Here is a 20442-nt window from a genome sequence, read left to right as displayed (position 1 = left end):
CAGCGACACGGCGCCCCCTTCTACGGCTACGGCCGCGACGCTATGATTCGCCATGGCCGAGAAACATGTCGCGGACCCGCACGAAGAACCTGCGCTTTCGCCCCGTGTCGCCTTGCTGTCGATCGCCGGTTTCTGGCTGTTCTATTGCGCCATCGTCACTCTGCGCTCGGCGGTCATCGGGCAGGCCGGCCAACTCGACATATTGGTCCGACGCCTGGCGATCATGCTCTTCAGCATGGGCCTCACCTGCCTGCTCTACCTGATCCTGCGCAGAATTCCGACGAGCTCGCTGCGACGGGGCATGATCGCGGCGGGCCTGCTGGCCGCGCCTGCGGCGCTCGCCTTCTCTTCCGCCAGCTGGGTGGTGTTCGACGTTCTGAAATCCCCCTGGACAACGATTGCGAGCAGCCCGGCCAGTCCGCCTGGCGCGGCGCGGCAGCGGTCCGGCCGGATGATGGTGCAGGTCGGGGGAACGAACGCCGACGACGCCGACATGGCGGTGGTCAAGATGATTGCGGACAGCGCGGTCAACAGCTATTTCTTCTTCGTCGGCTGGGCAGCGCTCTATCTGGCGCTGCGCTATGCCGCGGAAGTCGGTGCGTTGGAGCGAAAGAACGCCGCGTTCCGCGCCGCCGCGCAAGCCGCCGAGCTTCGGGCATTGCGGTATCAGATCAACCCGCACTTTCTGTTCAACACGCTCAATTCGCTGTCCACGCTGGTCATGGCCGGCAGGCGCGCCGCCGCCGAGCGGATGATCATCAATCTCTCGAGCTTCTTCCGGGCCAGCCTGGTCGGAGATCCGAGCGAGGATGTGCAGCTGACGGAGGAAATCCGGCTCCAGCGCCTGTATCTCGAGATCGAGCAGGTCAGGTTCCCCGATCGCCTGCGCCTGGCCATCGATCTGCCGGACGATCTGCGTGATGCGCTGGTCCCCGGACTGATCCTGCAGCCGCTGATCGAGAATGCCGTGAAATATGGCGTGTCGCGATCGCGCCGCCCGGTCACGATCGGCATCCGCGCGAGCGAGCGGCACGGCCTTCTGCTGCTGACGGTGCAGGATGATGGCCAGCCGGGAGCGGCCGGCAAGGCGATGGAGGAAGGGACGGGGTTGGGCTTGCGCAATGTCGCCGATCGCATCGCCGCGCGGTTCGGCGATACGGGCTATTGCCACGTGCACCCGCTCGATCCCGCGGGGTTCCGTGTCGATCTCGCAATGCCGTTGGCCTTCGATGCACGCTGAGCCCATCCTGCGAACGTTGATCGTCGACGACGAGCCGCTCGCGGTCGAGCGACTGGTGATGCTGTGCTCGCACATTCCCGATCTCGCGCTGGCGGGGACGGCGTCGGATGGAGAGGTCGCGCTGCGGCTGGCGAGATCGCTGGCGCCCGACCTGGTGCTGCTCGACATCGCCATGCCGCAAGTGGACGGCATGGATGTGGCGAAGGCGCTCTGTGCCGGGGAGCGACCGCCCGCCATCGTCTTCTGCACCGCCTTTGACGGCTTTGCCCTGGCGGCATTCGATGTCGCGGCAGTCGACTATCTGCTGAAGCCGGTAACGTCCGAAGGGCTGGTACGGGCAGTTGCGCGCGCGCGCAGGCAGGTGGCCGGCTCCGAACACCGCGCCGTCGACCAGCCCGACCGGATCGAGGAATTCTGGGTTCCTCATCGCTCGGAAATGGTGCGCATCGCGGCAATCGATGTCGACCGGATCGACGCGATGCGCGACTATATGTCCCTGCAGGTCGGATCGCGCAGCTTCCTGCTCCATCGCACGCTGGGCGACCTCGAGCGCCGGCTGGATCCGGCCAGGTTCATCCGCGTCCACCGCTCGACGATGGTCAGGCGGGACTTCATCGCCAGGCTGCGCCATGACGGACTCGGTATCTGGTCCGCGGTGCTGGCCGACGGTGCCGATGTCCGGATAGGCCGTTCCTATCTGGCCGCCGTAAAGGCCCTGGCGGGCCGGTGAGCCCGCCAGGGCCGTTCGGTGGCAGGGCGAGCGCGCGCGCTCACCGCATGCGGCTGTCCATGCCGGCCGAAACGAGGCGATCCCGGCTCATGCGGGATGCCAATGTCACGATCCTGGCGTCCGCCTGGCGCACCGCCGCGATGCGGCAGCGTTCGCTCTCGGCCGACGGCAGGATGCCGATATGCGGATATGCGTCGCAGGCACGGGCCGCCGCCCGGCGGACCCGCGCGCGCGCCGCCCTGATGCCGGCATCGGTTGCAAGATCGAGATCGTGCGTGGAGACGATGATCCTGCTGGATCCATGCATGCCGGAGTCGATCATGGTTGCGCCGGCGACGTTCGACGAGCCCAGAAGGGCGAGGGACGCCAATCCCAGATATGCTATACGCATCACATCATTCCCATGTTGTTCAGGTCGATCGCACGCTCCGGAGGAGGGCGATGGCGCAGGGATATTCGATGGAGCGAGTGAAGCGTCGTCCTCTTCGATCAGCCGCGGGCAGCATTCTATCAATCGCCGCCGCGTGCGATGAACGACAGACGGGATTCGACGAGCGGTCCTGCGCGTTCCGGGTTTCCCTTGCACGGGCGGGCTCTTCGCCGAACGGGCACGGATCGACTTCGGGCCGCATGGGGACGATGAGCCAGGACCGCCGGGCGGCACCCGATCGAACCCAGGTCTCGATCATCGGATCGATAATATACATTATGTAAAATGGTAACAGTATCGGCAACAGGGGCACCGCGCCCTTCGAGCCCTCTCGCATCGCCCGCAGGCCCCCGGCTGCAGCCGGGGGCCCTTGGCATCGCGATCACGCGGCCCGGAACAGCTCCGGATCGAGCGCCATCACCGTCTCGCTGCCTGCCTCGATCTTGCGGCGCAGGCTGCCCGCGTCCGGAAGGAAGCGCTCGGCATAGAAGCGCGCGGTGACCAGCTTGGCCTCGTAGAAGCCGGTGTCGCCGCCGCCGGCGGCCAGCGCGGCCGTGGCGGCCCGGGCCATGCGCAGCCACATCAGGCCCAGCGCCACCGTGCCGGTGAGCTGCATGTACGGATAAGCGCCGGCGCCCACGTCATTGGGATTCTTGAAGCCGTTCTGGGCGAGCCACATGGTCGCGCCCTGGAGATGGCCCAGCGCCTTTTCCAGGCCCTCCGCCAGCGCGGCGAGCTTCTCGTCACCCTTGGCCGCGGCTGCTTCCTCGGCGACCAGCTTGAAGAAGGCCTGGACGGCGCGACCACCGTTCATGGCGAGCTTGCGGCCGACCAGGTCCATCGCCTGGACGCCGTTGGTGCCCTCATAGATCATCGAGATGCGGGCATCGCGGACATATTGCTCCATGCCCCATTCGGCGATGTAGCCGTGGCCGCCATAGACCTGCTGGCTGTCGGTCGCGACCTTGTAGCCGATATCGGTGCCGACGCCCTTGATCACGGGCGTGAGCAGGCCGACCAGATCGGCGGCGAGCTGGCGCTCCTCCTCGGTGCCGGCGGCATGTTCGAGATCGACCTGGAGCGCGCCCCACAGGCAGAGCGCCCGCAGCGCCTCGGTCTGCGCCTTGGCCTCCATCAGCATGCGGCGCACGTCCGGGTGGACGAACAGCGTGTCGGCCTTTTCGTTCGGCTCCTGCGGGCCGGTGAGCGCGCGGCCCTGGCGGCGGTCATGCGCATATTGGACGGCGTTCTGGAGGGCGACTTCGCCTACGCCCAGGCCCTGGAGGCCGACGCCGAGCCGGGCGGCGTTCATCATGATGAACATCGCGGCGAGGCCCTTCATCTCCTCGCCGACCAGCCAGCCGGTGGCGCCGTCATAGTTCATCACGCAGGTCGAATTGGCGTGGATGCCCATCTTGTGCTCGATCGAGCCGCACGAGACGGCGTTGCGCGCGCCGAGCGAGCCGTCGTCATTGACCAGGAACTTCGGGACCACGAACAGCGAGATGCCCTTGCTGCTCTCCGGCGCGCCCGGCGTCTTGGCGAGGACCAGGTGGATGATGTTCTCGGTCAGGTCGTGCTCGCCCGACGAGATGAAGATCTTGGTGCCGGTGATGCCGTAGCTGCCATCGGCGTTCGGCTCGGCGCGGGTGCGGATCAGGCCGAGATCGGTGCCGCACTGCGGCTCGGTGAGGTTCATCGTACCGCCCCATTCGCCCGCGACCATCTTGGGGACGTATTTTTCCTGCTGCTCGGGCGAGCCCTTGACCAGCAGCGCGGCGACCGCGCCGTGGGTAAGCCCCGGATACATGGCGAACGCCATGTTCGAGGAGATCATGAACTCCTGGAACGCCGTGGAGATGACGTGCGGCATCCCCTGCCCGCCAAACGCCTCGGGAAAGCTGAGCGTGCCCCAGCCGCTCTCGACGAACTGGGCATAGGCCGCCTTGTAGCCGTCCGGCGTGGTGACGCTGCCGTCGTCATGGCGGGTGCAGCCCTGCTGGTCGCCCGAATGGTTGAGCGGGAACAGTACTTCGGCGACGAACTGGCCGCCCTGTTCGAGCACTGCGTCGACCGTGTCCGGCGTCGCATTCTCGAAGCCCGGAAGATTGGCGTAGCGATCAAGGCCGATCACCTGCTCGAGGATGAAGCGCGTGTCGCGCACCGGCGGAGTATATTGGGGCATTTCAGGTTCCTCGGGGGCTAGTCGCTGCTTTTGAGCAGCTCGACGAATTGCTGGAGCTCGGCGATGTGCGCGTCGATGTCGCGCTTCTGGTTCTCGAGCAGGCCGATCCGCTCGAGGCAGCGCTCGAGCGTGACTTGCTTCTGGGTGCTGCGGCCGTCGCCGACATCGTAGAGGTCGATCATCTCGCGAATCTCGGCCAGGCTGAAGCCGACGCGCTTGCCGCGCAGGATCCAGGCGAGCCGGGCGCGGTCGCGGTGCGAATAGATGCGGGCGGTGCCGCGGCGCTCGGGGCCGATCAGCCCCTCGTCCTCGTAGAAGCGCAGCGCCCGCGGCGTGACCGAGAATTCGGCGCACAGATCCGAAATGGTGAAGGATTCGCGGTCCGGACGCGATTCGATCGGCGCCAGGGCCTCGAGCGGAAAGGCTGGTGCGTTCATGGGCATGGAAACTACCTTCCCTTTACGTGAACGTCAACTCTTTGGGCGCCGGAAAGTCGCGAAAGTCCCGACCCCATCGCGCGCGGCTCCCCTCGCCCTCCGTTCGGCGCCCGCGACGGCGCGCCGCCCGCAACGGGCGCGACATGGCCTATGTTCGCGCATCGACATGACGCGAGTGTTTCAGGGGAAATCCAACATTGGAAGCCGCGGGGAAGTGCCGGCCTGCCATCGAGCATGAGCCGGGAATGGGGAACGCCTGTTCCTCCATCGGCATCGCTGTCCCGCACTACCCTGGATCCCCGCCTTCGCGGGGATGACGGTGGAGAATACCCCCCGCCCTAGCCGCCCCCGCAGAGCCTGCGCCCATTGGCGTCGCGCATCGCCGAGGCCTCGGCGGCCGACTCGCTCAGCCGGACGACTTCCAGGCCGGCATAGGAGGCCCGCTTGGCGCAGTATCGGTTGCAGCCATCGGGCAGCGCGCCGGGAAAGGCGATCTTGTCGCCATCATATTTCGCGTCGAACGAGCAGCTGCCGTCCTCGCCCAGCTCGACATGGAGCGACCCCCCTACCCGGCTCGCCCGGCCGCTGCCGCTGCAGGTGATGCGGTCGCCATAGTCGACGAACGCGCCGATCCGGTAGCCGAGCTGCTCGTCGGGAACGATGCAGATGCGATCGGTATCGCGGGCATAGAGGCCCGCGATATCGGTATCGGCGGGGTTGCGGATCAGGCCGCGCTCGATCGCGGCCTTTTCCAGGTCCTGGGGCGGCTGGGCCTTGTCGGCCTGCTTGGTGCCGCCGGAACAGGCGGCCAGGAGCAGCGCGAGGAGCAGCCCGGCGCGCTTCACTTCCGGACCAGCTTTCCGCCTTCGATCACGCGATAGAAGCAGCTCGGCGCGCCGGTGTGGCAGGCCGGCCCCTGCGGCTCGACCCTGAGCCAGACGCAATCCTGGTCGCAATCGATGCGGGCCTCGACCAGCTTGAGGACATGGCCCGAAGTCTCGCCCTTCTTCCAGAGCCGGCCCCGGCTGCGCGACCAGAAGGTGGCCTCGCCGGTGTCGAGCGTGGCCTGGAGCGCCTGGGCGTTCATGTGCGCGACCATCAGCACCGTGCCGTCGGGCGCGGTGCAGACGGCGGTGATCAGGCCGGCGGCGTCATATTTCGGGTCGAGCAAGCTGCCCGTTTCGCGATTGGTGTCCACGCCGGCGTATCTAGCGCGCCCAATCTCCACCGTCATCCCCGCCTCCACCCACCGTCATCCCCGCGCAGGCGGGGATCCAAGACGTCCTGCATGGCTCTGGATCCCCGCCTGCGCGGGGATGACGATCGAGAGGGGTGAGGATCATTTATGATCCTGGATCGCCTTCACCAGCGCGTCCTTGTCCATTTCCGAACGGCCCGCTATGCCGATCTCCCTGGCCTCGTCGTAGAGCTGCGCCTTCGACCGGCTCTCCAGCGTGCCGCCGGGATGGTCGAGCGTGCCCGCCGCCTGGGCGTTGGCGATTCGCGCCGCCTTTTCCTTCGAGGCGCCTTCGTCGCGGAGTTTCTCGTAGAGTTCGTCGTTCTTGATCTGCGGTCCGTGGTCGTGCCCGGGCATGGATCGTCTCCTTCTGCCCTGAAAAACCAACGAAAAAGCCAGCAAGTTCATTTCTTTGTGACAGACCGGCGACAAACCGCACCGAAGCGCCTATATGCCCGCTCGATAGTTCCCAACCCCCTCGAGGGCTGATGCTTACCACGAACCCGTTCGATGACGACAAGCTGCGCGAAGAGTGCGGCATTTTCGGCGTATCCGGCATGGACGGCGCTGCTGCCGCGGTCGCGCTCGGCCTGCACGCGCTGCAGCACCGCGGCCAGGAGGCGGCGGGCATCACCAGCTTCGATGGCCACCAGTTCCATACGCACCGCGCGATGGGGCATGTGGCGGGCAATTTCGATCGCGACGAAGTGATCCGCGCGCTGCACGGCAATGTCGCCTGCGGCCATGTCCGCTATTCGACCACGGGCGAGACGGCGCTGCGCAACGTGCAGCCGCTCTATGCCGAGCTGGCGAGCGGCGGCTTCGCAATCGCGCACAACGGCAATATCTCGAACGCGATGCGCCTGCGCCGTGACCTGATCCGCCGCGGCGCGATCTTCCAGTCGACCTCGGACACCGAGGTGATCATCCACCTCGTCGCCACTTCGCAGTTCCGCACGCTGATCGATCGCTTCATCGACGCGCTGAAGCAGGTCGAGGGCGCCTATTCGCTGATCGTGATGACGCCCGAGGGCATGATCGCCTGCCGCGATCCGCTGGGCATCCGCCCGCTGGTGATGGGCAAGCTCGACGATACGATCGTGTTCGCCTCGGAAACGGTGGCGCTCGATGTGGTCGGCGCCGACTATGTCCGCGACGTGGAGCCGGGCGAGCTGGTGATCGTCAAGGGCGGCGAGATCAGCTCGCACAAGCCGTTCGCGCCGGTGGGGCCGCGGCCCTGCATCTTCGAATATGTCTATTTCTCGCGCCCCGATTCGATCAGCAACGATCGCTCGGTCTATTCGGTGCGCAAGGCGATCGGCGCGCAGCTGGCGATCGAGATGCCGGTCGACGCCGATCTGGTCGTGCCGGTGCCCGATTCGGGCGTGCCGGCGGCGATCGGCTATGCCCAGCAGAGCGGCATTCCGTTCGAGCTCGGCATCATCCGCTCGCACTATGTCGGCCGCACCTTCATCCAGCCGGGCGACAAGGTCCGCCACCTGGGCGTGAAGCTCAAGCACAACGCCAATCGCGAGCTGATCAAGGGCAAGCGCGTGGTGCTGATCGACGATTCGATCGTGCGCGGCACCACGTCGCTGAAGATCGTGCAGATGATGCGCGAGGCCGGCGCGGCCGAGGTGCACATGCGCATCGCCTCGCCGCCGACGCGGCATTCGTGCTTCTACGGCGTCGATACCCCCGAGCGGGCCAAGCTGCTCGCCGCGAAGCTCGACGTGGGCGGGATGACCGATTTCATCCATGCCGACAGCCTGGCCTTCATCTCGATCGACGGCCTGTACAAGGCGCTGGGCGAGGCGCACCGCGCGGACATCCATCCGAAATATTGCGATGCCTGCTTCACCGGCGAATATCCGACCACGCTGACCGACCAGGACGAGAACGGTCCGCCGACCGACCAGTTCGCGCTGCTCCACGAGCGGGTGGGCTGATCCAGGCATGCGCGAGGGGGCATTTTCCGGGCGCACGGCGCTCGTCACCGGCGCGAGCCGCGGCATCGGTGCGGCGACCGCGCTGGAACTGGCCAGGCAGGGCGCACATGTGATCCTGACCGCGCGCACCGCGGGTGCGCTCGAGGAAGTCGAGGAGGCGATCTTTGCGGCGGGCGGCTCGGCGACGATCGCGCCGCTGGACCTGACCGAGAATGACGGCATCGCCCGCCTTGCCGAGGCGATCTCCGGGCGCTGGGCGGCACTGGATCTGCTCGTGCTCAACGCGGCGACGCTGGGCACGCTGAGCGCGGTGCCGGCGATCGACTTCAAGGAGTTCGCCAAGGTGCTGACGCTCAACGTCACTGCCCAGGCGGCGATGCTCGCGGCGTTCGACCCGATGCTCAAGGCGTCGGACGGCGCGCGCGTGATCGGCGTCACCTCCGGCGTGGGCCGCACGGCGCGGGCCTATTGGGGCGTCTATGGCGCGTCCAAGGCGGCGTTCGAGAATCTGCTGCTCACCTATGGCGAGGAAGTCGCGCATATCAGCAAGGTGCGCGTCGGCATCGTCGATCCGGGCGCGACCCGCACCAAGATGCGCGCCCGCGCCTTCCCCGGCGAGGATCCGGCGACGGTGAAGGCGCCCGAGGCCGTCGCCGCGCGGATCGCGGCGCTGGCGGCCTCCGGCTTCGAGACCGGGCATTTCGAGCGGGTCGAGGGCTAGCGCGCGGCGAGCAGCCGGTGGCGGAGCAGCGTGCGCATGTCGCGGCGTCCGTCGGCGATGAGCAAGACGAAAACCGCATTGTCGAGCACGCGATAGACCAGACGATAGGGGGCGACGAGAAGCTGGCGATGGTCGCGGTCGCCCATCTCCTCGAGCTCGCGCGGAATGCTGCCCCGGAAGGGAAATTCGGCGAGCGAGGCTATTCGTGCCTCGATCTTCTCTACCGTCGCGAAGGCCTCCTCGCCCGAATGGTGATCCGCGATATAGTCTCCGATCCCCTCGAGGTCGTTCCGGGCTTCATGTGTCAGGAAGACCGTGAAACTGGGCGTTGCCATCAGCGCTTGGCGAACTTGGCCTTGAGATCGGCGAAGACCTCATCCGCAGGGCGATAGCGCCCGGCTTCGATGTCCTTCTGCCCCAGCGCCAGGATCTTGAGCAGCGCGAGCGTCTCCTGATCCTTCTCGTAGGACGCGACGTCCTGGATCACCGCGGTGGCTTCACCGTTCTGGGTGATGACCATCGGCTCGCCGGTCTCGCGCAGGTCGTTGATGACCTCCGCGGCATTGGCCTTGAAATAGCTGATCGGCTTGATCCGTTCCAGGCGCATGGCATGACCTCGACTAAATTCGATCCGAATATGATCCTGCCCGGGGTCGCCCGCAACGCCTATTTCGCCGCGGCCTCGAACAGCCGGTTGAGGAATGCCGTGCGCGCCTGGCCATAGGCGTCGTCCGAGGCCTTGGGCGCGGCGGCCGAGACGGCGATGACCACCTTCGACTTCGGATCGATGCGGATCGTCTGGCCGAAAATGCCCTGAGCGCCGAAGCGGCCCTCCGGATAGGTCCACCATTGATAGCCATAGCCGCGGCCCGGCACGCCGATATCGGCATGGGCGGCGGTCGACTGGCGATACCAGCCGGCAGGCACGGCGCCCTTGCCGCCCTCGAGCACGAACTGGCCCATGCGGGCATAATCGCGCAACGACACCGAGAGGCAGCAGCCGCTGACTTCGTGGCCGGACGGATCGACCATCCAGAACGCGTCCTGCTCCATGCCATAGGGCTTCCAGATCTTCTCGCTGAGATAGGTGGCGAGCGGCTTCCCGGTGGCGCGCATCACCAGCACGCCGATCAGATTGGTCTCGCCGGTCTTGTAGACCCATTTGCTGCCCGGCGCGAACTCGCGCGGGAGCTTCTTCATGTAATAGACGGTGGGGTCCTCCCCCGCCGGCACCGGCTCCAGGAACATGCGGGCCACGTCGGACTTCGCGTCCGTATAGTCCTCATTCCACTTCACGCCGGAGGTCATGGTGAGGAGCTGCGCGATCGTCACGCCGTCATAGCCGCTGCCGGCCAGTTCGGGGATATATCTGGTCACCGGCTCATCGACCGACTTGATGAAGCCATCCCCGATCGCGGCGCCGACCAGCGACGAAGTGAAGGACTTGGCGACCGAGAAGCTGGTCCAGCGCCCCTGCCGCGAATAGCCGCGGGCATAGCGCTCGAGCACGATCCTGCCGTCCTTGAGCACGATCAGCCCGGCAACATTCTGCTGGGCGATGAACGCGTCGATATCGGCATCGGGAAAGGCCAGCGGCTTGCCGGCGGGCAGCGGATGGACCTTGCCGCCGGCCTGGACGACATGGCCGGGGAAGAGCTTCTCCATGTGCGGGAAATTCTGGTCGCGCTGGGCCTGGCTCCAGAACAGCACTTCGGCGCCCACCTTGCGCAGCCCGGAATTGTCGCCCGGCTGCATCTGCACCTCGGGCGAGGCGACCGCCTGCGCCATCGCGCCCTGCCCCGCGAACACCCCGAGCGCCAGTGCGCCCGCCAGAAGCCAGTTCCTCATATCCCCTCCTCCTTCACCAAGGTGAGCTGGACGACATCGATTCCGCCGCCTCTGAACCCGCCTTCGCAATACATGAGATAATAGCGCCACAAGCTTATGAACTTGCTATCGAATTTACTCGGGAGCTTACCCGATTCTACTACCGTATCGAATGTTTCCCGCCAGCGCCGCAGCGTCTCGGCATAGTCGGCGCCGAAGCTGGTGCGATCGCGCCAGGACAGGCCCCGGGCCTCGGCGAGCGCGCGCAGCCGGGCTTCCGAGAGCAGCATGCCGCCGGGGAAGACATAGGCCTGGATGAAATCGACGTTCGCGGCATAATCCTCGAAGAACGCGTCGTCGAAGGTGATGATCTGCAGCGCCGCGCGGCCGCCCGGCTTCAGCGCCCCGGCGATCGCGTCCAGATAGGCCGGCCAATATTCCCGCCCCACCGCTTCGGCCATCTCGATGCTGGCGACCGCGTCATAGCGTCCCATGACGTCGCGATAATCGGTGAGCGTGAAGCGGGCGCCATGCGGGACACGGGCTTCGGCCCAGGCCTTTTGCTCGGTCGACAGGGTGATGCCGTGGACCCTGCGCCCCTCCCGTACCGCCAGTTCGGCGAAGCTGCCCCAGCCGCAGCCGATCTCGAGGATCTCCTCACCCGGGCGCGTGGCCGTGCGGGCGAGGATGGCGGCGAGCTTCTCCTGCTGGGCCTCCTCCAGCGGCTGGCCGGGCGCAGTGAACCGCGCGCTCGAATAGGTCATGCCCGGATCGAGCCAGAGCCGATAGAAGTCGTTGCCCAGGTCATAGTGGAAATGGATGTTCCGCCGCGAGCCGTGGCGATCGTTGTGCCGCATCGCGTGGATCAGGCGCTTGATGCGCAGCGAGGGGCCGGTTGCCCGGGCCTGGCGGGCCAGCTCGGCCCGGTTGCGGCCGAACAGCGCGAAGAGCGCCACCGGATCCGGGCTTGCCCATTCGCCAAGGGCCCAGGCCTGGTACCAGCCGATCGAGCCGCCGAGCGCGAGCCGGAGCAGCGCGCGCCAGCTGCGCAGGTCGACGATCGCGGCGGGCCCCGCTTCCCGGCCGCCGAGCAGCCGCGTGGCACCGTCGGGCAGGTGAAGCGACAGGCTGCCGCTGGCGATGCCGGCATCGATCCGGTCCAGTTGGCGGCGGAAGAGAGGCGCAAGCGCTCGCGCGAACCACCCTCCCTTTCGCGGTGCGGGTTCGCTCGATGGGGGCTGGCTCAGTGGCGCATGCATCGTGAAGCGCACAATGCACGCGCCGGTGAGTCGGGCAAGCCCAAGCGCAGTGCAGGTTGGAGACTCACCTACTCCGCCGTCATTCCCGCTTCTCCACCGTCATCCCCGCGCAGGCGGGGATCCAGGGTAATTTGGGACAATCGACGCAATCCTGCGCAGGGGTTTCCGGAGACGGCAAAGCGAGCCTCGCGACCATTGTTCTCGGCCTTGGATCCCCGCCCGCGCGGGGATGACGGAAGTAGTTTCAAAGGCTTGCTTGGGCTCTCAACGCAACGCTAGACGCGGCGCTTCGCGCGCTCGCCGTTGAACAGGTAGCGCAATGCCGGGCTCAGCCGGATCAGCTTCCAGATGCCGTAGGAACCGAGAAAGGCCGCCACGCAGAGCAGCATGAACCTGGGCCAGATCGGGATCGGGAGCAGATCCATCCACGGCGTCGCCAGCACGATCAGCGGCTCATGGAACAGATAGATGACGAAGGAAGCCGAGACGAGCGCCTTTACCCAGCGGCGTTCGCCGTCGATGAAATGGGCGAGCGCCCCGAGCGAGGCCTGGGTGAGGCAGATCGCCGCGACCCCGGTGAGCACCGGACGCCAGGCCAGCGGGATCGACCGCGCGGCGAAGACCACCGCCACGCTCGCGGCGAGCCCGGCAAGGAACAGGGGCCAGGAGAAGCGGGCGAAGCGCCGGTCGAGCGCCGGGATGCGCTGGAGTATCGCGCCCAGGGCGAACCAGGGCAGGTAATCGAGCGCATAGCGCGCCGAGAGGAAGTTGATCGCGAAATTGTCGAGGTAGCGATAGCGCTCGAGCTGCAGCGCACCCAGGCCGCACAGGCCGAGGATGATGCCGGTGGCGAGCGTGATCGGCACGAACCAGCGGACGAGCCCCGGCTGCGGTCCCTCGATCCCGGCTCGGGCGAGCCCGGGGAACAGCCAGACCAGGCCGGCAAGCCCGGCGGTGTAGTAGAGCAGCACCTGCACGAACCAGAGATGCTCGAACGGATTGCGCTCCGCCCAGGTCATGATCTCCCACCAGCGCGCCAGGGGCTGCGGATGGCCGGTCTCGAGCAGGAGCAGGAAGTGCATCGCCGGCACCAGCAACAGGGTGCCCGCCAGGAAAGGCGGGACGAGCCGGTGGAGGCGGGACGGCAGATAGCTCGCTACCGGACGGCGCTGGAGCAGCATCGCCGCGAAATAGCCGGCGATCATGTAGAATCCCGGCATGCGGAACAGGTGGAGATAATCGGCGAGCTGGATGAAGTCGCGCGACCGATCGTGCATGTTGGCGATCCACGGCCCCGGGCGGACGGTGAGCGCGGCGTGATAGGGAATGCCGAACAGCAGGAACACTGCCCGCAGCGCATCGAGATCATGGCGCCGGGCGCGCTCCCCGGGCGCGCGGAACATGCTGGAGGCGTCGTTGCCGGGAGTCATCGCCGTCGGACGCACCGGAACGGCGCAAATGCATGCGGGATGCGGCCGGCGCTGGCACGGATCAACATGAACGGTGCGATAGGGCCGCTCGCGCTCAATGCAAGCCGATAGCGATAACAGCCCGGGTTTATGCGGCTCTCAGAGCTTGTGCGGCTCCTTGTCGACCATCCAGGTCTGGCCCTTGGCAACCAGCTTCTGGAGATCGGCGGTCTTGCCCTCGCTCGCGGCCCTGTTCTGCGCGACGACCGCGCTTTCGAAGGTCGGCGCGGGATCGTCGTAGAGCACGCCCAGCGCCATCGGGAACGGCCCGAAGGGCATCTCGACCAGCATGTGCGCGATGGCGCGGTTGGTGACGTTGTGGACGATCACCTCCGCCCCCTGCCAGTCGCCATCGGCCACGTCGACCACCTTGAGCGTGAGCCGCTCCCGGTCGAGCGCGATGCCCTTGGCACCGCCGGCGAACAGCATCGGCTGGCCATGCTCGACCCAGAGCTGGCCCAGCGCCGCATTGGGCTTGGCGGTGAAGGGCTCGAAGACCTCGTCGTTATAGACGATGCAGTTCTGGAAGATCTCGACGAACGCCGCGCCGCGATGGGCGTGGGCGGCCTTGAGGACGCTCGGCAGGTTCTTGTGCACGTCGATCCCGCGCGCGACGAAGCGGGCCCCCGCCCCCAGCGCGAAGGCACAGGGCTTGGCGGGGTGGTCGACCGAGCCGAAGGGCGTGGAAGGCGAACGCGTGCCCTCGCGGCTCGTCGGCGAATACTGGCCCTTGGTGAGGCCGTAGATCTCGTTGTTGAACAGCAGGAACTGGCAATCGAGGTTGCGCCGGAGCAGGTGCATCGTGTGGTTGCCGCCGATCGACAGCGCGTCGCCGTCACCGGTGATGATCCAGACATCGAGCTCCGGATTGGCGAGCTTCACTCCCGTCGCCACCGCCGGCGCGCGGCCATGGATGGTGTGGAAGCCATAGGTCTCCATGTAATAGGGGAAGCGCGACGAGCAGCCGATGCCGCTGACGAACACGGTGTTCTCCGGCGCGACGCCCAGTTCGGGCATGGTGCGCTGCACGGCCTTGAGGATCGCATAGTCGCCGCAGCCGGGGCACCAGCGGACCTCCTGGTCGGTCTCCCAGTCCTTGGGGGTGCTCGGGCGGATGGTGGTGATCTCGTTCATAGCGCTTGTTTCCCAGTCAGCCCACAGACTGTCGAATAGAATTCAAGGAACCCGACACATCCTCAAACTCCATTCGAATGGAGTTTGTTGAGCCCGCCAAGTGCTTCAGCGCGGCAGCTATGTCGATAAGTGCCATGGCGGTGGCGTCCTCCACGCTGACCTGTTCACCAGCCGAGGCTTGGTAATCGACCGCTAGGCTCTTTTCTTTGTAGACGTACTTCACCATCCCGTTCCTCCAGGCACCCTCGGCAAGATTATCTTGGGATCAAGGATTCACCGCCTCCGGGCTGGGAAGCTGGCGGTCGTCGGGCGGCACCTCCTGGTCGAAGTCCGCGCCGATATGCTGGGCAATGGCGGCTTCGATCTCGGCGATGCGGAAGGGCTGGCCCGAGACCTTGGTGAGCGACCGGGCATCGACGAGATACTGGTCGCGCAGCAGCGTCTTCAGCTGGCCGGTGTTCATTTCCGGTACGAGAATATGCTCATAACTACTTAGCAAATCACCGAGATTCTTGGGTAGCGGCCAGATGTGGCGGATATGGACATGGCTGACGTCATGTCCCCTGGCCCGCGCTCGGCGCACCGCCTGGGCGATCGGGCCATAGGTGGAGCCCCAGCCGACCACGACGAGCTTCCCTCCGGCCTGCCCCTGCTCGATCGCCTGATCGGGCACCTGGATGCCCATCACCTTGTCGCGGCGGATGTTGGTCATCGCCTGGTGGTTGGCGGGGGAATAGTCGATATTGCCGCTGCCCTGCGCCTTCTCGATGCCGCCGATGCGGTGGAGCAGGCCCGGCGTGCCCGGCTTCACCCAGGGGCGCTTGAGCTTCTCGTCGCGACCATAGGGCTCGAATTTCTCGCCTTCGGGCGGGATCTCCGTATGGAAGGTCACCGGGAACGGCGCGTACGCCGACATGTCCGGCACTTTCCAGGGCTCGGCGGCATTCTGGAGATAGCCGTCGGTGAGCAGCATCACCGGGGTCATATATTGCGTGGCGATGCGCACCGCCTCGATCGCGACGTCGAAACAATCGGCGGCCGAGCGCGCGGCGATCACCGGCACCGGCGCATCGCCATTTCTGCCGTAAACTGCTTGATATAGATCCGATTGCTCGGTTTTCGTGGGAAGCCCGGTCGAGGGGCCGCCGCGCTGGGCGTTGACGATCACCAGCGGCAGCTCGGTCATGATCGCCAGGCCGATCGCCTCGGTCTTCAGCGCGATGCCGGGGCCCGAGGAACAGGTGACGCCAAGGCTGCCGGCATAGGCGCTGCCGAGCGCCGAGGCGACCGCGGCGATCTCGTCCTCCGCCTGGAAGGTGGTGACGTCATATTCCTTGTAGCGCGACAGCGTGTGCAGGATCGCGCTGGCCGGGGTGATCGGATAGCCGCCGAAGAACATCGGCAGGCTGGCCAGCTGCGCGCCGGCGACCAGGCCGAGCGAGATCGACTCGGCGCCGGTGACGGTGCGGTACAGCCCCGGCTCGGCGGGGGCGGCGGCGACCTGGCGCTGGGTGATGCCCATCGCGCCCAGCTCGGCCGTCTCGCCATAGGCATGGCCGGCGTTGAGGGCGGCGATGTTCGCCTCGGCCAGCTCGGGCGCCTTGGCGAACTTGGCCTTGAGCCAGTCGACCAGCGGCTGGCGGTCGCGGTCGAACATCCAGAGCGCCAGGCCCAGCGTCCACATGTTCTTGCAGCGCAGCGCCTCCTTGTTGCCAAGGCCGAAGGGCTTCACCGCGTCGAGCGTGAGCTGCGAGATGTTGAGCTTGAGCAGCTGCCATTTGGCGAGGCTGCCGTCCTCGAGCGGATTGGCGGCGTATTTCGCCTTGTCGAGGTTGCGCTGGCCGAACTCGCCTTCGTCGGCGATGATCAGCCCGCCGGGCTTGAGCGCATCGACATTGGTCTTGAGTGCCGCCGGGTTCATCGCGACAAGCACGTCGGGCTGGTCGCCCGCGGTGTCGATCTGGGCCGAGCCGAAATTGATCTGGAAGGCGGAGACGCCGAACAGCGTGCCCTGGGGCGCGCGGATCTCGGCGGGAAAATCCGGGAAGGTGGCGAGATCGTTGCCGGCCAGCGCGGTGGACAGAGTGAACTGCCCGCCTGTGAGCTGCATGCCGTCGCCGGAATCGCCAGCGAAGCGAACCACGATCGCTTCGGGTGCGGGATGCGCCGACGCCTCTTCGGGCGTGAGCGTGTGCGCGGCAGTCGCCATGGCCGGTATCCTGCGGTTCTCTATCGTTACAAGGATGTGTACGCCCCAATTTCCCCCAACCCAAAGTAGAAAATGCCTTCAGCCCTGCAAAGGCTCCTTTGCGGCCAGGCCGCCCAGGGCGAGGATGGAGGCGACATGGCGCCGCGAGACCTCGAGAGCGTCCTCGCCATAGCCGCCGCCCAGCGCGCTGGCGAAGGGGATGCCGTGTGACGTCATGACGCCGGATAGCCAGCGGTCACGGGCGATCAATCCCCCATAGCTGAGCGACAGGCGGCCCAGCCGGTCGCCGGCGAGCGGGTCGACGCCGGCCTGGTAGAGGACGAGATCGGGGGCGAATCCCCGGAGCAGCGGCAGGAGCGTGCGCTCCAGCGTTTCGAGATATTCCGCGTCGCCCACCCCGTCGGGCAACGGCACGTCGAGCGTCGAGCGCGCCTTGCGGACAGGGAAGTTCTTCTCCGCATGGATCGAATAGGTGGCGATCTCGGGCCGGCCGGCGGTCAGCGCCGCGGTGCCGTCGCCCTGATGCACGTCGCAATCGACGATCAGGACGCGGTGCCCCTCCTCCACCAGCCGGGCGGCGGCGATGGCGAGGTCGTTGAACACGCAGAACCCGGCACCGGTATCGGCCAGCGCATGATGGCTGCCGCCCGCCGTGTTGGCGGCGAAGCCATGCTCGAGTGCGAGCCGCGCCGCCAGATAGGTGCCGCCGGGCACGGCCTGGGACCGGCGCGCGACTTCGGGCGTGACCGGGAAGCCGATGCGCCGCTCTTTCTCGGGCGGCACCGCGGCGCACAGCACTTCCTCGACATAGTCCGGATCATGCACCGCCTCGAGCCAGGCCCGCGGCATCGGCTCGGGCTCGTGCCAGGCGAAGACGGACCCTTCCTCGCGCAGCAGGTCGCGGACCAGGCCATTCTTGTTCCACTGATACCGGCTGCGCGCCGGGGCGGGCGCAACATAGTCGGGATGGTGGACGAGGTGGATCACGCGCGCACTCAGAGCGGACCATAGCTCCGATAGTCGGAGTAGAAGTCGTTGTCCCACACGAAGCTGGTGAACGACATCCCGATATGCGGCTCGAGCCCCTCGACATGGTGCCACCAGCCGACCGGCAGGAATATCGCGTCGCCCGGCCCGATCTCGCATTCGAGGACCGCCGGCCTGCCGGGCGCAGCCGGCCCGGGCGGCAGGTCGTCGGTGCCCCAGGCGCTGAAGCAATGCCGCCAGTTGCGCATCAGCGGCGTATCGTGGCTGGCGACCATGCGGACGCGCTTGCGGCCGACCAGCTGGATCAGCAGGTTGTTGGTCAGATCATGGTGCCAGGGCGTGATCGTGCCCCGCGGGCCGATCCAGATGTGCCCCATGCTGCGCGGCGTGCCTTCGTGCAGGATGCCGGGAAGCTCCCCCGTCTCGGCGAAGAGCGGCGCGAACGCGGCGCGGTTGGCGTCGCTGTTGTTCGCGGTGACGTAGAAATCGTTGCTGTCGCCCGGCGCGGCAAGGCGCGCGGCGATCTCCGAATAGGGCCGGAAAGCGCCATGCGCGTCCGAATTGCCCTCATAATCCGAGTCTGCCTCGCGGTTCCACTGGACCCGCACTGGTCGATCTCCGAGGGCCGTGGCGACATGCGCCAGCGACCAGAGCCGCCGCGCCGGCCAATGATCGAACAGGCCGCGGATCATCGCCGGCCGGTGCGCGCGATAATGGTCGCGATACAGAGCCTCGCCGGCGGGCCTGTCGAGCACCGGGACCGCCAGCGCGGCCGGATCGCGCGCGGCAAGGCGGGCGCCGTTCTGCAGCACCCATTCCCATTTGCCGAGCCGTTCGTGCAGCCGGGTGCGCAGGCCCTGGGCCGCGAGCAGATAGGGGCTCTTCGCCGCCCGCGCGACCTCCGCCTGGACCAGGCCGAGGCCGAGGCCGGCGCTGCTGGCGAACTGGCGCGCGAGCGCCTCCGGATCGGCGCCGTCGAGCAGCTGCTCCGCGACCGCCTGGCGGAACGCGTCGTTGAGCGCCATTCCGCCGCCGGAGCCGTTCTTCCGCTTGTTGGCCATGCCGCCTCTCCCTTGCTGCATGCCTGATGGCGCAAGCCGCGCGCGGGCGCTAGAGGGTGCGCCATGACCGACATCGCCTCCCTCCCCTATCGCCCCTGTGCGGGCGTGATGCTCCTCAATCGCGCCGGCCAGGTGTTCGTCGGCCAGCGGCTCGATTCCGTGCTCGAGGCCTGGCAGATGCCGCAGGGCGGGATCGATCCCGGCGAGGCGCCGATCGAGGCCGCCTGGCGTGAACTATGGGAGGAGACCGGGGTGCGCCGCGACCTGGCGGCGCTGATCGCCGAGGCGCCCGAGGAGCTCTATTACGACCTGCCCGAGGACCTGGTGGGCAAGGTGTGGAAGGGCAAGTGGCGCGGGCAGCGGCAGCGCTGGTTCCTGTTCCGCTTCCTGGGCGAGGATGCCGACGTCAACATCCAGACCGCCGAGCCCGAATTCCGGGCCTGGCGCTGGGCCGCCCCGCGGGACCTTCCCGAGATCATCGTGCCGTTCAAGCGCGAGCTCTATAAGGAACTGTTGACCGTCTTTGGACAACATCTCGTCTGATCCTGCCCTAGTTTCGCTCCCATAACGGCGATACGGACCCTCTCATGCGCGCCCTGCTCCTTGCCCTGCCGCTGCTGCTCGCCAACGCATCGGACGATGATTCCGCGACGGTCGATCCCACGGTGATCCCGGCGACGATCAGGGCCATGCTCGACGCGGCGATGGAATCGGGCAGCGAGAGCGACGTCGCCGTCATCGTCAAATATGCCCGCTCCGCCTCGCCTGCTACTGCCGACCAGGTGGTGAAGATCGCGGCGGACTGGCGCAACGAGCGGACGAAGAACGCCCAGGCCAAGATCCGCAGCGCCGATTTCTTCGCGCTGGTGAAGGGCCATGCGGAACTCGGCGGCTATGTCACCACCGGCAATACCGAGAATGTCGGCGTCACCGCAGCGCTGGAGCTCAAGCGCGAGGCGCTGCAATGGCGCCACAAGCTGCGGGTGCAGGCCGATTACCAGGAGAGCCTGGGCATCACCACGCGGGAACGCTATCTCGCCGCCTACGAGCCCAACTGGAAGTTCGACGAACGCGCCTATCTCTACGGCGCCGCGCAATATGAAAGCGATCGCTTCTCGGGCTTCACCGATCGCGTCTCGCTGTCGAGCGGCATCGGCTACAGTGCAATCAAGTCGCCGGCGGTGAAGCTCGACCTCGAGGTCGGCCCCGCTTTCCGCTATACGCGCTTCATCAACGACACCGCCGAGAAGAATGCCGCGGCGCGCGGCAGCATCGATTTCGGCTGGAAGATCACCAAGGGCATCTCGGTGACGCAGGTCGCCTCGGCCTATATGCAAGATTCGAACAGCACCGTATCGTCCAAATCGGCGCTGCTCACCCGGCTGATCGGGCCGCTCTCGGCGCAGTTCAGCTATTCGCTCCAATATGAAAGCATGCCGCCGCTCGGGCGCAGGACCACCGACACGACCAGTCGCGCGGCGCTCGTCGTCGATTTCTGACGGCGGGGCCGTCCTTCCGGCAAAGACCCAGGCCCGGACTCCGAAGATCATGCCCAGATTGCATGACA

22 protein-coding genes are annotated in these 20442 nt (G+C 66.9%); 6 read left to right on the top strand and 16 right to left on the bottom strand.

Going from position 1 to position 20442, the window contains the following annotated elements:
- Positions 1-52: 52 nt before the first annotated feature.
- Positions 53-1240, top strand: a complete 1188-nt coding sequence (locus tag ACIQCS_RS04380) for a histidine kinase (RefSeq protein ID WP_345846659.1) — start codon at positions 53-55, stop codon at positions 1238-1240.
- Positions 1230-1970: a LytTR family DNA-binding domain-containing protein gene (locus ACIQCS_RS04375; RefSeq protein ID WP_345846658.1), complete on the top strand. Its 741-nt coding sequence runs from the start codon at positions 1230-1232 to the stop codon at positions 1968-1970. Before ACIQCS_RS04380 ends, ACIQCS_RS04375 begins: the two co-directional genes overlap by 11 nt.
- 40 nt (positions 1971-2010) lie before the next feature.
- On the opposite strand, the gene ACIQCS_RS04370 is transcribed toward ACIQCS_RS04375, so the two are convergent.
- From ACIQCS_RS04370 to ACIQCS_RS04345, 6 genes are all read right to left on the bottom strand, one after another.
- Positions 2011-2361, bottom strand: a complete 351-nt coding sequence (locus tag ACIQCS_RS04370) for a UrcA family protein (RefSeq protein WP_345846656.1) — start codon at positions 2359-2361, stop codon at positions 2011-2013.
- 421 nt (positions 2362-2782) lie between these two features.
- The gene (locus ACIQCS_RS04365) at positions 2783-4585 is read right to left on the bottom strand and encodes an acyl-CoA dehydrogenase C-terminal domain-containing protein (protein WP_345846653.1); all 1803 of its coding nucleotides are present in this window, start codon (positions 4583-4585) and stop codon (positions 2783-2785) included.
- Positions 4586-4602: 17 nt separating this feature from the next.
- Positions 4603-5022: a MerR family DNA-binding transcriptional regulator gene (locus ACIQCS_RS04360; protein ID WP_345851974.1), complete on the bottom strand. Its 420-nt coding sequence runs from the start codon at positions 5020-5022 to the stop codon at positions 4603-4605.
- Positions 5023-5360: 338 nt separating this feature from the next.
- Positions 5361-5867, bottom strand: a complete 507-nt coding sequence (locus ACIQCS_RS04355) for a hypothetical protein (RefSeq protein WP_345846652.1) — start codon at positions 5865-5867, stop codon at positions 5361-5363.
- Entirely contained in the window at positions 5864-6256 is a 393-nt protein-coding gene (hisI, locus tag ACIQCS_RS04350; RefSeq protein ID WP_401530149.1) for a phosphoribosyl-AMP cyclohydrolase, read from the bottom strand. The genes ACIQCS_RS04355 and hisI overlap by 4 nt, the downstream gene beginning before the upstream one ends.
- A 105-nt stretch (positions 6257-6361) precedes the next feature.
- A complete protein-coding gene (locus ACIQCS_RS04345; RefSeq protein WP_345846648.1) occupies positions 6362-6616 on the bottom strand; it encodes a Rho termination factor in 255 nt (84 codons plus the stop codon).
- Between the two features lie 131 nt (positions 6617-6747).
- On the opposite strand from ACIQCS_RS04345, the gene purF reads away from it, so the two are divergent.
- Positions 6748-8208, top strand: a complete 1461-nt coding sequence (gene purF, locus ACIQCS_RS04340) for an amidophosphoribosyltransferase (protein WP_345846647.1) — start codon at positions 6748-6750, stop codon at positions 8206-8208.
- Between the two features lie 7 nt (positions 8209-8215).
- Entirely contained in the window at positions 8216-8929 is a 714-nt protein-coding gene (locus ACIQCS_RS04335) for an SDR family NAD(P)-dependent oxidoreductase (RefSeq protein ID WP_345846646.1), read from the top strand.
- On the opposite strand, the gene ACIQCS_RS04330 is transcribed toward ACIQCS_RS04335, so the two are convergent.
- The 10 genes from ACIQCS_RS04330 to ACIQCS_RS04285 all read right to left on the bottom strand — a co-directional run bounded on the left by ACIQCS_RS04330 (position 8926) and on the right by ACIQCS_RS04285 (position 18875).
- Positions 8926-9264, bottom strand: coding sequence for a type II toxin-antitoxin system RelE/ParE family toxin (locus tag ACIQCS_RS04330; protein ID WP_345846644.1), 339 nt, complete (start codon positions 9262-9264; stop codon positions 8926-8928). The two genes, ACIQCS_RS04335 and ACIQCS_RS04330, sit on opposite strands and share 4 nt — an antisense overlap.
- On the bottom strand, positions 9264-9536 hold the full coding sequence (locus tag ACIQCS_RS04325; RefSeq protein ID WP_125618619.1) for a type II toxin-antitoxin system Phd/YefM family antitoxin: 273 nt from the start codon (positions 9534-9536) through the stop codon (positions 9264-9266). Before ACIQCS_RS04325 ends, ACIQCS_RS04330 begins: the two co-directional genes overlap by 1 nt.
- A gap of 59 nt (positions 9537-9595) precedes the next feature.
- Positions 9596-10777, bottom strand: coding sequence for a serine hydrolase domain-containing protein (locus ACIQCS_RS04320; protein ID WP_345846639.1), 1182 nt, complete (start codon positions 10775-10777; stop codon positions 9596-9598).
- Positions 10774-12015, bottom strand: coding sequence for a cyclopropane-fatty-acyl-phospholipid synthase family protein (locus tag ACIQCS_RS04315; protein WP_345846638.1), 1242 nt, complete (start codon positions 12013-12015; stop codon positions 10774-10776). The genes ACIQCS_RS04320 and ACIQCS_RS04315 overlap by 4 nt, the downstream gene beginning before the upstream one ends.
- Before the next feature lie 275 nt (positions 12016-12290).
- On the bottom strand, positions 12291-13460 hold the full coding sequence (locus ACIQCS_RS04310; protein ID WP_345846637.1) for an acyltransferase family protein: 1170 nt from the start codon (positions 13458-13460) through the stop codon (positions 12291-12293).
- Between the two features lie 123 nt (positions 13461-13583).
- Entirely contained in the window at positions 13584-14618 is a 1035-nt protein-coding gene (locus tag ACIQCS_RS04305) for a 2-oxoacid:ferredoxin oxidoreductase subunit beta (RefSeq protein ID WP_345846636.1), read from the bottom strand.
- Positions 14619-14634: 16 nt separating this feature from the next.
- Entirely contained in the window at positions 14635-14844 is a 210-nt protein-coding gene (locus ACIQCS_RS04300; RefSeq protein ID WP_401530145.1) for a hypothetical protein, read from the bottom strand.
- A gap of 39 nt (positions 14845-14883) precedes the next feature.
- On the bottom strand, positions 14884-16827 hold the full coding sequence (locus ACIQCS_RS04295) for a 2-oxoacid:acceptor oxidoreductase subunit alpha (protein WP_345846634.1): 1944 nt from the start codon (positions 16825-16827) through the stop codon (positions 14884-14886).
- Between the two features lie 78 nt (positions 16828-16905).
- A complete protein-coding gene (locus tag ACIQCS_RS04290; RefSeq protein WP_345846633.1) occupies positions 16906-17814 on the bottom strand; it encodes a histone deacetylase in 909 nt (302 codons plus the stop codon).
- Between the two features lie 8 nt (positions 17815-17822).
- The gene (locus ACIQCS_RS04285; protein WP_345846632.1) at positions 17823-18875 is read right to left on the bottom strand and encodes a cupin-like domain-containing protein; all 1053 of its coding nucleotides are present in this window, start codon (positions 18873-18875) and stop codon (positions 17823-17825) included.
- A gap of 63 nt (positions 18876-18938) precedes the next feature.
- Between ACIQCS_RS04285 and ACIQCS_RS04280 the strand changes: the two genes are divergently transcribed.
- Together ACIQCS_RS04280 and ACIQCS_RS04275 are read left to right on the top strand one after the other, a co-directional pair.
- Positions 18939-19418, top strand: coding sequence for an RNA pyrophosphohydrolase (locus tag ACIQCS_RS04280; protein WP_345846631.1), 480 nt, complete (start codon positions 18939-18941; stop codon positions 19416-19418).
- A 44-nt stretch (positions 19419-19462) separates the two neighbouring features.
- Positions 19463-20374, top strand: a complete 912-nt coding sequence (locus tag ACIQCS_RS04275; protein ID WP_345846629.1) for a DUF481 domain-containing protein — start codon at positions 19463-19465, stop codon at positions 20372-20374.
- Positions 20375-20442 lie beyond the last annotated feature (68 nt).

It is taken from the genome of Sphingomonas sp. NPDC092440 (assembly GCF_044754985.1).
In the GTDB taxonomy this organism is placed as follows: Bacteria; Pseudomonadota; Alphaproteobacteria; order Sphingomonadales; family Sphingomonadaceae; genus Sphingomonas.
The sequence above is the reverse complement of the archived record's forward strand: the minus strand, read 5'-3'. Positions and strand labels throughout refer to the sequence as shown.

What these genes read in the sequence shown, in the direction of transcription:
- ACIQCS_RS04380 (WP_345846659.1), top strand. Translation starts at nt 53, where the DNA reads ATGGCCGAGAAACATGTCGCGGACCCGCACGAAGAACCTGCGCTTTCG.
- ACIQCS_RS04375 (WP_345846658.1), top strand. Translation starts at nt 1,230, where the DNA reads ATGCACGCTGAGCCCATCCTGCGAACGTTGATCGTCGACGACGAGCCG.
- ACIQCS_RS04370 (WP_345846656.1), bottom strand. Translation starts at nt 2,361, where the DNA reads ATGCGTATAGCATATCTGGGATTGGCGTCCCTCGCCCTTCTGGGCTCG.
- ACIQCS_RS04365 (WP_345846653.1), bottom strand. Translation starts at nt 4,585, where the DNA reads ATGCCCCAATATACTCCGCCGGTGCGCGACACGCGCTTCATCCTCGAG.
- ACIQCS_RS04360 (WP_345851974.1), bottom strand. Translation starts at nt 5,022, where the DNA reads ATGAACGCACCAGCCTTTCCGCTCGAGGCCCTGGCGCCGATCGAATCG.
- hisI (WP_401530149.1), bottom strand. Translation starts at nt 6,256, where the DNA reads ATGACGGTGGAGATTGGGCGCGCTAGATACGCCGGCGTGGACACCAAT.
- ACIQCS_RS04345 (WP_345846648.1), bottom strand. Translation starts at nt 6,616, where the DNA reads ATGCCCGGGCACGACCACGGACCGCAGATCAAGAACGACGAACTCTAC.
- purF (WP_345846647.1), top strand. Translation starts at nt 6,748, where the DNA reads ATGCTTACCACGAACCCGTTCGATGACGACAAGCTGCGCGAAGAGTGC.
- ACIQCS_RS04335 (WP_345846646.1), top strand. Translation starts at nt 8,216, where the DNA reads ATGCGCGAGGGGGCATTTTCCGGGCGCACGGCGCTCGTCACCGGCGCG.
- ACIQCS_RS04330 (WP_345846644.1), bottom strand. Translation starts at nt 9,264, where the DNA reads ATGGCAACGCCCAGTTTCACGGTCTTCCTGACACATGAAGCCCGGAAC.
- ACIQCS_RS04325 (WP_125618619.1), bottom strand. Translation starts at nt 9,536, where the DNA reads ATGCGCCTGGAACGGATCAAGCCGATCAGCTATTTCAAGGCCAATGCC.
- ACIQCS_RS04320 (WP_345846639.1), bottom strand. Translation starts at nt 10,777, where the DNA reads ATGAGGAACTGGCTTCTGGCGGGCGCACTGGCGCTCGGGGTGTTCGCG.
- ACIQCS_RS04315 (WP_345846638.1), bottom strand. Translation starts at nt 12,015, where the DNA reads ATGCATGCGCCACTGAGCCAGCCCCCATCGAGCGAACCCGCACCGCGA.
- ACIQCS_RS04305 (WP_345846636.1), bottom strand. Translation starts at nt 14,618, where the DNA reads ATGAACGAGATCACCACCATCCGCCCGAGCACCCCCAAGGACTGGGAG.
- ACIQCS_RS04300 (WP_401530145.1), bottom strand. Translation starts at nt 14,844, where the DNA reads ATGGTGAAGTACGTCTACAAAGAAAAGAGCCTAGCGGTCGATTACCAA.
- ACIQCS_RS04295 (WP_345846634.1), bottom strand. Translation starts at nt 16,827, where the DNA reads ATGGCGACTGCCGCGCACACGCTCACGCCCGAAGAGGCGTCGGCGCAT.
- ACIQCS_RS04285 (WP_345846632.1), bottom strand. Translation starts at nt 18,875, where the DNA reads ATGGCCAACAAGCGGAAGAACGGCTCCGGCGGCGGAATGGCGCTCAAC.
- ACIQCS_RS04280 (WP_345846631.1), top strand. Translation starts at nt 18,939, where the DNA reads ATGACCGACATCGCCTCCCTCCCCTATCGCCCCTGTGCGGGCGTGATG.
- ACIQCS_RS04275 (WP_345846629.1), top strand. Translation starts at nt 19,463, where the DNA reads ATGCGCGCCCTGCTCCTTGCCCTGCCGCTGCTGCTCGCCAACGCATCG.